General features: G+C 38.2%; 10 protein-coding genes. 2 read left to right on the top strand and 8 right to left on the bottom strand.

Annotation, left to right across the window (positions count from 1 at the left end; genetic code table 11):
* Positions 1 to 11: 11 nt before the first annotated feature.
* Entirely contained in the window at positions 12 to 938 is a 927-nt protein-coding gene (gene speB / locus H4J76_RS02045; protein WP_182213453.1) for an agmatinase, read from the top strand.
* 95 nt (positions 939 to 1,033) lie between these two features.
* Here speB and H4J76_RS02040 read toward each other — a convergent pair whose 3' ends face one another.
* The 8 genes from H4J76_RS02040 to H4J76_RS02005 all read right to left on the bottom strand — a co-directional run bounded on the left by H4J76_RS02040 (position 1,034) and on the right by H4J76_RS02005 (position 12,526).
* A complete protein-coding gene (locus tag H4J76_RS02040; RefSeq protein WP_259377108.1) occupies positions 1,034 to 1,855 on the bottom strand; it encodes an RMD1 family protein in 822 nt (273 codons plus the stop codon).
* A 481-nt stretch (positions 1,856 to 2,336) separates the two neighbouring features.
* Positions 2,337 to 2,621 (bottom strand): MazG nucleotide pyrophosphohydrolase domain-containing protein, encoded by a 285-nt coding sequence (locus H4J76_RS02035; RefSeq protein ID WP_070374689.1) that lies wholly within the window; start codon positions 2,619 to 2,621, stop codon positions 2,337 to 2,339.
* A 50-nt stretch (positions 2,622 to 2,671) separates the two neighbouring features.
* Positions 2,672 to 4,789, bottom strand: coding sequence for a bifunctional diguanylate cyclase/phosphodiesterase (locus H4J76_RS02030; RefSeq protein ID WP_182230010.1), 2,118 nt, complete (start codon positions 4,787 to 4,789; stop codon positions 2,672 to 2,674).
* Positions 4,790 to 5,253: 464 nt separating this feature from the next.
* The gene (locus H4J76_RS02025) at positions 5,254 to 5,544 is read right to left on the bottom strand and encodes a DUF1145 domain-containing protein (RefSeq protein ID WP_182213449.1); all 291 of its coding nucleotides are present in this window, start codon (positions 5,542 to 5,544) and stop codon (positions 5,254 to 5,256) included.
* Between the two features lie 13 nt (positions 5,545 to 5,557).
* The gene (locus H4J76_RS02020) at positions 5,558 to 7,183 is read right to left on the bottom strand and encodes a GMC family oxidoreductase (protein ID WP_182213448.1); all 1,626 of its coding nucleotides are present in this window, start codon (positions 7,181 to 7,183) and stop codon (positions 5,558 to 5,560) included.
* A 30-nt stretch (positions 7,184 to 7,213) separates the two neighbouring features.
* A complete protein-coding gene (locus tag H4J76_RS02015; RefSeq protein ID WP_182213446.1) occupies positions 7,214 to 9,187 on the bottom strand; it encodes an alkyl/aryl-sulfatase in 1,974 nt (657 codons plus the stop codon).
* A 106-nt stretch (positions 9,188 to 9,293) separates the two neighbouring features.
* Positions 9,294 to 10,655, bottom strand: coding sequence for a DUF1329 domain-containing protein (locus tag H4J76_RS02010; RefSeq protein ID WP_182213445.1), 1,362 nt, complete (start codon positions 10,653 to 10,655; stop codon positions 9,294 to 9,296).
* Positions 10,656 to 10,684: 29 nt separating this feature from the next.
* The gene (locus H4J76_RS02005) at positions 10,685 to 12,526 is read right to left on the bottom strand and encodes a DUF1302 domain-containing protein (RefSeq protein WP_182213443.1); all 1,842 of its coding nucleotides are present in this window, start codon (positions 12,524 to 12,526) and stop codon (positions 10,685 to 10,687) included.
* A 160-nt stretch (positions 12,527 to 12,686) separates the two neighbouring features.
* Here H4J76_RS02005 and H4J76_RS02000 point away from each other — a divergent pair, with 160 nt between their 5' ends.
* Positions 12,687 to 13,709 (top strand): AraC family transcriptional regulator, encoded by a 1,023-nt coding sequence (locus tag H4J76_RS02000; protein ID WP_182213441.1) that lies wholly within the window; start codon positions 12,687 to 12,689, stop codon positions 13,707 to 13,709.
* Positions 13,710 to 13,790: the final 81 nt, after the last annotated feature.

The following is a 13,790-nucleotide window of genomic DNA, read 5'->3' as shown; positions in this document are numbered from 1 at the left end:
GATTAAGCACAATGAAAAATATTTTCAATCAAGTTGATGAGTCAATTTACTCAAATGCAATGACGTTCTTACGTCAGCCTTTAGTGCAAAATCCCATTGAGTCGGCTGCTGATATTGTTGTTTTAGGCTTACCCTATGACATGGCTACCACCGGGCGCTCAGGCGCTCGAATGGGCCCCACTGCGATTAGGCAAGCTTCAATAAATTTGGCTTGGGAAGGTAAGCGATTTCCTTGGCCTTTTAGCTTATTAAAACACTGTAAAATTATTGATGCTGGCGACTTGGTTTTTTCTCCTGGAGACTCTGCACATTTTTGTACGCAAGTTGAAACGGCGGTAGGTCAGTTACTTGATGCAGACAAAACCATTTTATCGCTAGGCGGCGATCATTTTGTTACGTTGCCGATACTGCGTGCTTATGCCAAAAAATTTGGCACTATGGCACTGATACATTTCGATGCGCATACTGATACTTATAGCAATGGTAGTTGTTATGACCATGGCACTATGTTTTATCATGCGCCTAAAGAAAATCTCATAGATAAAGATAAATCTATCCAGGTCGGTATTCGCACCAATTACAAAGAGCAAGACCATGGTTTTTCTGTCATTAATGCCATGCAAGCTAATGATATGAGTGTCAGTGAGATCACTGCATTAATTAAAGCTAGAGTTGGCGATACACCAACTTACTTAACCTTTGATATTGATTGTTTAGATCCCGCCTTTGCTCCTGGTACAGGCACGCCAGTATGTGGTGGTTTAACCACAGATAAAGTGTTGAAGATATTGAGAGGTTTAGTGGGTATTAATCTGATTGGCATGGACGTAGTGGAAGTCGCTCCTTCTTATGATCACAGTGAAGTTACTGCATTAGCCGCTGCAACAATAGCGTTAGAATTGGCACATATTTGGACAGCTAAGCATAAGCTTGTATAACAAAGCAGGTCAGTTATTTTTACTCAATAACTGACCTGCTGACTAACTTAAAACCCACATTAAAAAAGTAAATGTTAACAATAAAAATTGGCGAGTTAACTCGCCAAACTTTTCAACTCTTGAACAAGAAACAAAACAATCTCAATACCAATTAACACGATAATAATCCATTCTAAAAATGATGAATGTTGATGCTTTTGTTCAGCCGCTAACATTTCAAATAGTTCATGAATGGTCGAGAGCTTTTTAGATAATAATTCCACGCGTTGATGAATATCCATATAACGCGCCATACGTTCGTAAGTCGCTTCATATTCAGGGTATTCCCAAATAAAATCTGGGGTATCAAGTAATCCATAATGTAAAATAATATCGCTTTTAGTACTCAGTAGCGTACCTCTAATTTTAGCGATTTCTTTTTGGCTAATTGATATTTTACCTAATTTAGCCAATTCTTCAGGAATATGAGAATAATCCATTATTTTATTTTGCGCTTGAAGTTCAAATTCCATCAACTTGTTAGATTGCGCTAACGCATGGCTTATCGCCAGACGTGTCAACGGATCGTTATCAGGTAGTACTATGGTATCTTTTTTAATGATCAGTTCATTAGAAAAAGTAAAGCGTAAATGTTCTTCAATATTTTCAATGTAAGGGGTGTTATCACTCTTAAGTCGGTTGATTAATGCTTGACGTTCACCTGCGGCTACCGCCCAAAAAACCACTACACCGTAGTCAAATATCCAATACTCTCCCGTTGCCACGATTATTTGTACAGCGTCTTTATAACGAGTACCGCCTTCAAAAAAGCGTTTATCTATATTCGATTTTTCTGATAAAAAATTATCGCCAAAATTATAAACTGATAATTTATCGTCGCTAAAAATGACTTCATTACCTGCCATTAAGTTACTCATGATTGCTCTTATAAGTGGTTGTCTGATTTTTATTCGATTTAAAATGCATTAAAAAATTTAGTCATTAGTGATCAACAAAAAAGTTTTATTGATGAACACTAACTAAATTTGCTAGATTCTGCGCCATTAATAGAAATACTCAATATCAATTTTTTAATCAGTCTGATAAAAAAATTGATATCGTTTAGTTGTTTACCGGCGCATATAATGGCGATAAAATTTGCTCTATTTGAGTTAATATTTTTAGCTTTAAAAATAAAATAGGACTTAAACTAAGCGGAAGACACAAGCGAAATGAATATCTGCTGGGAGTTTTGCAAGAATGGTTAAAAGATGTAGTGATTTTTTAATTTGTAAAAAGAGGATGTTCTTTGTAGGTTAAATTAACAGCAACAACTTGGTTGCTACTGCACGTTATAATAAATTAAATGTCAGCGTTTACTTGCAGCGAAAGTAACTAGAAAAAGTATTAGTCTTTAATTTATTTAAGCCTTCCTCTAGTGCCTCTGATTTCATTTTTGCTCATTTTTTTTAAAATTTCGTTTTCAATATCAATTCCTTGCCAATGGGAAATATCTAGTACTCTTAGGATAATATCGGCAAGCTCTTCGCCAAAGGCATCACTAGGTTTTTCGTGCCGACATTCATTAATAGCCTCACCGACTTCTGATGCAACAAGGGCCAATGCTTCTAACGTTGTTTTATTATGCCAACCCATTTTTTCTACCCAAAGATAGTTCTTCTCTGCTATTTCGTTAATCTTCATTTTTTTCACTTATTTTTTTTAATTTGTCTTTTATCGTACATATTTAGTACTTACAGTTGCCAACTCGCATCTGGGCGCCAATTGTTGACCCATGCTGGCACATCATGCGCTGGCATAGGTTTGGCTATGCCATAACCTTGTGCCAAATTACAGCCTAGTTGCAACAGCGCCTTACCATGTTCAATCGTTTCAACACCTTCAGCAATAACTTCACGTTTGAATGATTTAGCCAAGGCGATAACACCTTCAACAATGGCAAAATCATCGGTATCGATCAGCATATCTCGAACAAAGCTTTGATCTATCTTAATTAAGTTTGCGGGTAACCGTCTCAAGTAAGTTAAGGAGGAATACCCCGTGCCAAAATCATCTAAGGCAAAGCTTACGCCTAATGCGATACACTCCAGCATGGTTGTTGAGACATGATGAACATCATCTAAGGCACTAGTTTCCAGTACCTCTAGTTCTAAATAACAAGGTTTAACATTAGGGTGCGCTGCTAGTAAAGTTGTTAATCGCTGAGTAAAGTCAGGCTGTTGTAATTGAACCGCGGCAATATTTACGCTAATGCTAACTGGAAGGTCGAGACCCAATTTTTGCCATTGGCTTATTTGTGTTAGTGCGTTATCAATAACCCATTCGCCCATTTCGATACTCATCGGATTATTTTCAATAATAGGCAAAAAGTCGAGGGGATTTAATAACCCTCTGTAGGGATGTTGCCAGCGGATAAGGGCTTCAACACCAATAACTTTGCCTGTTTTCATATTAACCTTGGGCTGATAATAAAGCACAAATTGCTGGTTATCGAGTGCACTGCGAATGGCCTCAAGGCTTTCCTGTTGTGTTTTAACCGCATCATCTTGCGCAGTATCAAATAAGTGATAACGATTTTTACCTGATTCTTTAGCCACATACATGGCTTGGTCAGCATGGCGCATAAGTTGGTCAGCATCAACGCTGTCTTGTGGATAAAGTGTTACACCGATACTGGTTGATACATTTAACACGACGTTACTAAGGGTCACTGGCTCAGATGCGGCTAATAACAAGCGATCTAATATCGGCTCACAGTCTTCAACCTTTGTTAAATTAGTTAATACCGCGACAAATTCATCACCACCGATACGGGCTAAAGTATCACCTTCGCGAAGTGCCGCTTTCATTCGTATGGAAATTTCAACCAGCAGTTCATCACCCACATCATGGCCATGCTCATCATTAACAAGTTTAAAGCCATCTAAATCTAAAAAGACCACGGCGAGTGTTTGCATATTACGGCTACACTGCAACATAGATTGAGATAATCGGTCAGCCAGTAGCACCCGATTCGGTAAGTTAGTCAGTACGTCATAATGGGCAATATGCTCTAACTGAGTTTGATGTTCTTTCATTGGAGTGATGTCAGTAAATAAGCCAACATAGTTACTTATTTGACCATGAACATCTTTAACTGAACTAATATTAAGCATTTCAGCATGAATTTCACCGTTTTTACGACTGTTCCATATTTCACCAGACCACGCCCCTTTACTCTGCAGCACTTGCAAAATCTCGCTATAAAACTCGGCAGGGTGTATTCCTGATTGTAAAAAATTAGGCTTCTGTCCAATCGCCTCAACAGCGCTATAACCAGTTGAAGTGACAAAGGTATTATTGACATTAATAATGGTCCCTTTGGCGTCGGTTATCATGATGCCTTCACCGGCATGAGTAAAAACACTGGCAGCGAGTTTTAATTCTTCTTCGGCTAGTTTTCGTTTGGTAATATCATTAATGACACCGACGATAAAATAGTCACCTTTACCATCTATGAAGCGATTCTTTCTAGTTAATATAACTCTAGTTTCTGAGCCATTAATCGTCAGGGTTTCTTCACTTAAAATCGCTTCCCCTTTATCCAGTACTAACCTATCAATTGCTAAAAAATGATCACGCTCGCTTGGAGGAACTGTTTCAGCGAGTGTTTTTCCGATGATTTCGTTTCTAGTTAAGTTAAAAACCTGGCAAAAAGCATCGTTAACGAGTAACAATCGACATTCATTATCCTTTACGAATATAGGATCGTCGTGATTATTAAAAACCACATCGAGATACATCTCTATATCATGGGAATTTACTTCGAATTGATCTAACGCTGTAGTATTTTGATCCTGTTCAAACACCATTTAACATAGTTCCTTGTTGGACAATTCAAGCAAAAGGTATTCAATAACACTACCGGAAGTTGCAAGTAATACACTTTACTATACGTTTATTTTATATCGATATTGGAGACTTCGCCTGCCCAAATATTGCACTTGAGACTCTTTAGGCAACCTTGATTGTTTCAAGGCAAAGTGTTTTAAATATAAGGTTAGGCTAAAGGGATGTCAAGTGCGCAGATACTCGCCAGTTTATTGACTGGCCAGCGGGCGATCCCTTAGAAAAGTAAAATTGTTTTATTAAAATATAATTATTTTAATAAAACAGAGCGTAATTCGAGCTATTTTTCTGCGAACGAGGTTAAGTGCTTAGTGACCTTAGTGACCTTAGTGACCTTAGTGTACAGGTCTATCTTGAACAATAATAAAAATCACAACCTGCTGACTAACTGTGATCCTTATGTTGCCACTCTATTTAAAGCAAATAGCTATTTTATTAGCTTTGCTTGCTCTTGATAATGTTTAAGTATCGGTAGCCAATAGCCAAAGCCCCACAGCATGGTTTGTAGAAAATTCATTTCTGACTTACTGTGATTTTTAAAATTAGCTTTCATCGCAAAAAACTCAATAAAGTGCACTAAAAGAACAATAATAGCTAAGGCTAACAGATAAAATTGATATTCTGTAGGTAAAGGTGATATCGAGAATAGACCTAGCAAGGCTAATATCCATAAAACGGTAAGTGACATTTTAAGCATAATTATAATGGTACTGAGCATTTTTTTCTCCTCATTAATTGACTAACATCATCTCTGCCGCTTTTTCTGCGATAGCCATGGTCGGTGCGTTTGTATTACCACTGATAAGTGTTGGCATAATAGAAGCATCAATAACCCTGAGATTAGTAATACCGTGGACTTTCAATTTATTATCAACCACAGCCATTTCATCGTTACCCATTTTACAGGTACCCACTGGATGATAAACTAAACCTAAGCGTTCTTTGGTTTTAGCAAAAATTTGTTCATCACTTTCAAACGCATTTCCTGGATGCATTTCATTATCATAATGCTCAGCTAATGCCGGTGCGCTTAATATTTTGCGCAATTGACGCATACCATTAATGAGCACCGCTTTGTCCTTTCCATTAACATCAGAAAAAAAGTTAAAATCTATCTCTGGCGCATCTTGATAGTTGGCTGACAATAACGATACGGTTCCGGTACTTTCTGGGCGCAAAATACAAACATGACATGAAAAGCCATGTTGTGATAACAGCTTCAAGTCTCTGCCATTATCATCAAATAACAAAGGCAGCATATGTAATTGAATATCAGGTCTATCTTCATTGTCATTCGATTTAATAAAGCCCCCCGCTTCTAGAATACTATTAGCAAGTTTACCTTTTTTACTGGTGATATATTTAAGGGTATCTGGCAGCATTTTTAGCAAACCGGTAACTGACAGTGTAAAACCGTCTGTTTTTTTGCTTTTAACTAATATGCAGGCGTCGACATGCTCTCGTAAGTTTTTGCCAACACCTTTCAATTCATGCAAACACGCTATGCCATGCTGGTCGAGTTCATTTTTATCACCAATGCCTGATAACATTAATAACTGTGGTGAAGCGATACTACCGCCACTTAACAGCACTTCTTTTTTAGCCGTTAATATACTTTTTGTACCTTCAATATAAACCTCAACACCATAGGCTTCTTTATCTTTTAGGAGCACTTTGCTTACCTGTGCACCAGTGAACACGCTAAGGTTAGGCCGAGACATCACCGGCAGTAAATACGCATGGGCGGCAGAGCATCGTTTACCTTCTTTTATGGTGCACTGGTAATAACCAACACCTTCTTGGTCAGCACCATTGAAGTCATCAGTCACTTTAAAACCAGCCTGTTGGCTTGCTGTAATATAACGCTTACTAATGTCATAAAGAACAGGCCGTGAGGTAACCTGTAATGGTCCTTTACTACCATGAAACTCACTTTCGCCAAGACTATTGGTTTCCGACTTTTTAAAATAAGGCAAGATATCACTAAATGCCCAACCCTCATTACCGAGTGCTGCCCAATGATCATAGTCTTGTTTTTGTCCACGTATATAAAGCATGGCATTGGTCGCTGAACTGCCGCCTAAGCCTTTGCCACGCGGCACAAAAAGTGGTTTGCCATGACGAATATCATTTTTAGCTTTAGCATTAAAGCTCCAATTGAATTTTTTCAAAAACATAAAAGCTGAAAATGCTCCTGGCGTATTGACTAACATACTATTGTTATCGGTACCGGCTTCTAATAAACAGACGGTGAACTTACCATTCTCAGTTAATCGGTTCGCTAACACACAACCTGCTGAGCCTCCGCCAACAATAATATAGTCAAATTCATTACCGATATTTTTTTTAATATTCATAATAAAACGCTCTTAATTTATTTTATGCTATTACGGAGTAGCAATGTTGAACCAGAAAGGAAAATCATCCATCATCATCAGCAACTGACCAAATACCTTGCCATTACCATCGAGCTTCATCTTGCCTGATTTAACCAGTTGCCCAAATGATTGTTGTTTTAACAACAAAAGATTTAAATCTTTGCGATTAATCGTGACGGTTAAATCTGCCTGTGCTGCTTGAATATTTTCAATATTATTTAAATGTGCATTGCTCAGCTCAACTAAGAATTTTTCATTACGGTCTGGGAAGACAAAATTAATTTTAAAGTGGTGCGCCAATGCTTTATCGGTGTTTAGACGCACCCCCAAAAAATCAAAAATTAATTCACTGCTCATCGATTTGATCATATCAGGGCCAGCTTTAGTGGCTTTTGCTGCTTTAGGTATGCCGTGGCGCAGTTCAAAAGCAGCAGCTAAATAACTATTACGCCAACCGGCATTCTCAGCTTGATAACCCAATTGCTCTAAGGTGTCAGCTTGAAGATACTTTGCTTGTTCATTTTCTGGTTGAGCAAAAATCAAATGATTAAGCAACTCAGCCACCCAGCGATATTCACCGTTATTAAAGGCTATATTTGCTTGAGATAACACCTGTTGTGCGCCGCCCATTAATTCAATATATTTGCCTGAAGACTCTGCTGGACTCAATTTATTAAGGTTGGCGGGATTTGCATCATAAAAGCCTAAGTATTTATTAATAATACCTCTAACATTATGAGAGTAAGAACCATGGTAACCGCGGTTATACCATTGATGCGCTAAGACATCAGGAACCGCTAGTTGGTTGTGTATCTCATTAATGGTGACACCCTTATTAGCAAGATTTAAGGTTTTATCATGTAAGTATCCATACATATCACGCTGTTTTTTTAAGACTTTAATAATGTATTCTTTACCCCACCTTGGCCAAGAATGCGAAGCAAACATTACCTCACTGTCATGAGCGAAACGGTATATCACTTTATTGATAAACTTACTCCACGCCTGTGAGTCACGTACTTCAGCACCACGTAAGGTATAAATATTATGTAATGTTCCAGTGACATTTTCAGCTAACCAAAGGGTTTTAAACTGTGGGAAATAAGTATTCATTTCTGCTGGTGATTCTGTGCCTGGAGTGTTTTGCATGACCATTTCAATGCCATCAATAATCAGGGTTTCTTCATCAGCCAATATTTCTCTACTCGGTGCAATTAAATCGATATAACCTGTCGATAGCCCTTTACCAATCGCAGCGTCGACTTGGCCTTTAGCCCCTTTAGCAAGTGCATTACCATATTGATAAGTAGCACGGCGTGTCATCGCATTACCCGCTAATATATTCTCTTTAATCGCGTGTTCCATAAAACCACGTGGGGCGATAATTTGCACTTCCCCTGAATCAACTTGCGCTTGACTAACAACGCCTTTAATACCACCAAAGTGATCGGCATGGGCGTGACTGTATATAACCGCCTTTACCGGAAATTTTCCAAGCTCTGCTGTTACTAGTTTAAAGGCCGCTTTAGAAGTCGCCGCAGTAAGTAAGGGATCAAAAATAATCCAACCACTGTCACCTTTAATAAAGGTAATATTGGCAAGATCATAACCTCTAACCTGATAAATCCGCTCAGTGACTTGATATAAGCCATAAGTCATATTTAGTTTAGCTTGGCGTAGCAAACTGGGATTAACGGTATCGATATTATTATCATCAAGTAAAAATTTATAATTACCTAGCTCCCAAACAACATTGCCCTGCTCATCTTTGATGAGTAATTTTTCTGGCCGTTTTATTAAACCTTTTTCAGCTAAAGAAAAATCAAGTTTATCGCTAAAAGGTAGGCTTTCTAGTAATTCATTTTGGAGAGCCAGAGTATATTTACTGGCAGGTTTTAACGCAGTATCGGCATGAGCAGAACCTATCGAAATGAACAGCAGGCAATATAAAAGTCCAAAAAATGAAAGGCCTTGCTTTAACATGATTTTTCTCCCTTAATATTTTACTAAAAAGCTGATTAATATTGACTAACATTGATGAAAAATAATGCATTAAAAATATTAACCAGCTAGCTTAATTTTACATAAATTAACGACCTAAACGTCTTAATGCTGAAGTAGAAAAGTCTTTTCTTTTAACTTTTTCTCCCCAAACCATAAAGGTTGGCTCTTCATTACTTAAACCGGTAACTAAGTATCGTCCAGAGTTTAAGTCATGTAAGGTTTCAGCAACCATCCACGGTGTATCAACATCATAAAATTGAATGTTATGTGCTTCTGATAATTTCCATAACTCGCCGCGGCCATCATATTGATCAATAACAGATGCGCCCCAAGTATCTTCATCAATAAAGAAAGTACGTTTTGCATAAATATGTCTAGCACCTTCTTTTAATGTTGCCTCTACTTGCCAAACACGGTGTAATTCATATCTTAAGTGCGCAGCATTAAGGTGACCTTTTTCTATAATGTCTTCATATTTAGCTGTCGTATCAAGTAAATTATAAGAGTTATATGGAATATAAAGCTCTTTTTTACCAATTAATTTCCAGTTGTAACGATCTGGCGCACCATTGTACATATCGTAGTTATCGGTCGCTCTTAAGCCGTCCGTTCCAGCACCCGGTCCATCATAGGCCACATTAGGTGCACGACGAACACGACGTTGACCTGCGTTATAAACCCAAGCTTTACGGGCTTCTTTAACTTGATCGATCGTTTCATGAACCAATAATGCTGTGCCAGTTAAGCGCGATGGTGCGGTAATTTGTTGTAAGTAATAAAACAAAATATTGGCATCTTTTTTATCATCACGTCCCCCTTGTAAAAACTCTGGCCACACTAATTGATCATTCATTTTAACCGGTACAAATGAACCATTAGCTTGCACTGGAATAGTGGTTAAGAAACGTTTAGCCGTGCCGCCACGATAACGGGTTATATGATTCCAAATAACCTCTGAACCATTTTCAGCAAGCGGAAACGGGATCGTAGTTTTAAAATTAGCGATACCATTACCTGACTGCACTAATTCAGCGGTAGTGGCATTTTTCTTAACGATGTCGTAAAGCTCATTTGAGTAAGCTGCAGTTCTTCTTGTTTTATAAATAGGCATTTTATAGTCTGCATATTTTTCAAACATATTGATTTGACCGGCACTTAAATTAGCTTGGTAATCGCTAAAGTTAGCACTCGTAATTTCAAACAAAACCTTATCTTCAGTAAACGGGTTAGCCGGACGGCCTGAATCTGCACTTTTTGTGGTATTTTTACTGGTCAGCCCTCCGGTCCATGCGGGAATCGTTCCAGCAGCATTTGCCGCCATTTCAGCACCTAAAGGTGTTAAATTTTTACCTAATTGTTCTGCTTTTTCTGAAGTTACTTTTGCAAAGACAGCGCTGGTCGCTAGTGATAACATCAGTAAACTTGCTGTTGTAATATATTTTTTCATCATAATTCTCTTAATGTTTTGTAATATAATTAATATGAAATGCCAAATGACAGCGAGACGAGATCTTTATCTTCTAAATTACTGTGACTACCACCTGAATAGTTGTTGTAACCTAACGTCATGGTATATTTTTGTTGATAGGAAGCTTCTAAAGAAAAGCCTAAGTTTTTACGACCTTCATGAAATTGTTGGCCTGGGTCTGGCGAATATCCACTAACATCATGAGCCCAAAAAACGCTAGGTTTTAATGATATACCGGCATAAACATCGCTATAATTAAATATCGCTTTCATTCGATAGCCCCACGCATTGTCACTGACAAAACCATCTGATTGACAATCCCCTGATAAGGCACCGGCAGCCACTAAGTTAGTGCAGTTAAAGCCACCACCAGCATCAAAGTCACCTAAACCAAACACTGAATTACGCCCATAATGTTGGTCTGAGTCTTCAACACCATCGGTTAAAATAACCCCCACTTCGGCTATAACGGTAATGCGAGAAGCACCTAAGGTATTTTCAAAAAATTGAATAGCCGTCATTTGTAATTGGGTAACATCAAATTCATCCCAACCTTTTACTTGTTCACCATAACCAACAGCGGTAACTCTTGGGCTAAAGCGTAAAACAGGTGATTCAGATAACGCGCCATTTAATATTTCAGGACCACTGATTTGAATAGGGGTATCGGGCTTATAAGAAACTTCGCCTGATAAAGCCACACCGGCAATATTTGTGGCAAAGCTGGCTCCAAAAAACTTTAAATCTTCAGGAAATTCAATGTTGTAACCAGGATTGAGTGCGGCTAAAGCCCCCCCTGTTGGATCTAATGCTTTAGGAACAAAAACGGGTGTTGGACTTCCCGTTGCTAAAGGGACACTGGTACGAATAGCGTTGATTAAAGGAACACGAGAATGAATATTCATATAATAAAAACCAAACTCGGTGTCATTTAGTTCTTCTGCATAATAACGCGCAGCAACACCATATTGACCACCGTCATCGGGCTCTACATCAGCTTGTCGCTCTGCAGCAAAACCTGCTGACAAACCCGCTTGATCTCCAAAGGGACCAATAGAAACGAAGTTACAGCCACTTGCCGCAAAGTCTGCGCCAGAGAAATAAGTACCACAGCCATCAATTTGGGTTTTTTCCCATTCATATTGATAAAAGGCTTCGATACTTAATTTTTCTGTTAAACCTAAATTACCGTAAAGCATACCAACCGGTAAAATACCTTCTTTTAAGGTTGCTCCCGGGCGACGTAATGCCGGAACATCAAAAGGGTTAGATGAGTTCATTCCCCCTTGAATAAAGGTACTTTCACCCCAGCTTACCACTTGGCGACCTAGACGAATATCGAGCGGAGACTCACCCAAATCAAATGAGCCATAGATATAAGCATCAAGTAAAGTGATCCCTGAAAATTTAGTATTATTTTCAAAGCCATCATCACTAAGCGGGGTATTTGGCGTGAAACCATTATTAGAATTACCATGAAGAACGTCGCCGTCTTTAAGCGCATAATCATACCAATATTTCACACGTACAAAAGCGCCGAAATCACCTTGGCTTAGTTGAAGATCATGTACACCTTTAATTATTTTTGAATACGCATCATGCTTGGCGTAATTTAAATTGCCATCATCGGTGGTCGATGTAAAACCAGTACCACCATTAGTTTTACCAATAAAACGAGGGTCGGCATCCCCTAACCTCCAACTTGCACCAATATCTAGTTGAGAGTTTATTTGCAGTAGAATGTCATTGTCTTCACCAAAATTAAAGTCTGCGGCGTGCGAAGATGATGCACCCAGCGCCATAGCAACAACCAGAGCTATTGGTTTGATTTTACAGTTATTATTTAGCATATTATTCGCCTGTTATTATCGTTGTAATAGGTAATGTAATATTTCTTCCCTGATCACATTACGCCAATCAATAGATTAATATTTCGCTAAATGTGCCAACCTATTGTCATTTCGTGCAAAACCCGTACAGTGGTACAACTTCAAAAGGTTAGGCAACGCAATGCAAGATTATTATTCAACATTAACCGGCTGGATGATCCCTATATCAAGGGCTATGGAGGCACATGGCATTGATGCAATAAAGGCATTAGAAGAATGTAATATTTCTTTGGACGCCGTAAGTGATCAAGAATCTCGTATTGCTGCAGAGAAATTCTCTTTACTCATTGAGCACTGTAATAAGAAACTAGCTCGTCATGATTTTTCTGTTTTAATTGCAGAGCAATTTCACCCAGGAATATTTCATGCTCTGGGTTATGCCATGATGTCTTCAAACACTTTACACGATGCATTAGAGCGTATAGCTCATTACAAGCGAGTCGTTTCGAACTCTTGTCAACTGATTAACCACGAGATTAATGAACAATTAGTCTTTGAAATGAACATATTTACGTATGAATCAACCAACAGGCCTGTATTGTCACAAGAGATCGTTGAGACATTTTTAGCAACTATCGTCCGGTTTTCTCGGGAGCTTGTCACGTTAGACTTTGCTCCTGAAAAGGTCTGTTTTGCCTACTCAAAGCCGAACTATAATTTATCTTATCTAGATGATTTTTTTAATTGTAAGGTAGAATTTGATAGCCATCACACTGCCATTGTCTTTAATCTTAAACAAACAAAAGAAAAATTAATGTGTGGTAATCCATTAATAACCCATAGTCATGAGAAAATGCTTGATGAGTTTATGGCAAGAGTTGATAAGAGTGATTTAAGTCATGTCATTAAAAATAAAATTTTTGAATTATTGCCCCTTGGTGCGCCATCACAAACTGAAATAGCCGAATATCTAGGGATGAGCTTACGCAATTTACAGCGCAAGTTACATGACCAAGGCACAAGTTATAAAGAAATATTAGAGAGTACTCGCAAAAAATTAGCCATGAATTACATTGTTCAAAAACATTTAAGTCTCAGTGAGATTGGCTATTTGGTTGGTTTTTCAAGTGTTGGCAACTTTAATCGCGCTTTTAAACGATGGACAAATCAAACACCTGGTGATTACCGACACAACAAAACATAATAAAGGCGTATTTACCCCCCTTCATCGCCTTTAAATTAATAACAAAACGTCACGTGTTGCAAAGATAATCATTTGGCACGT

The sequence above is a fragment of the Colwellia sp. BRX9-1 genome (genome assembly GCF_014077195.1).
Classification (GTDB): Bacteria; Pseudomonadota; Gammaproteobacteria; order Enterobacterales; family Alteromonadaceae; genus Colwellia_A.
This window is presented reverse-complemented; position numbering and strand designations above follow the sequence as displayed.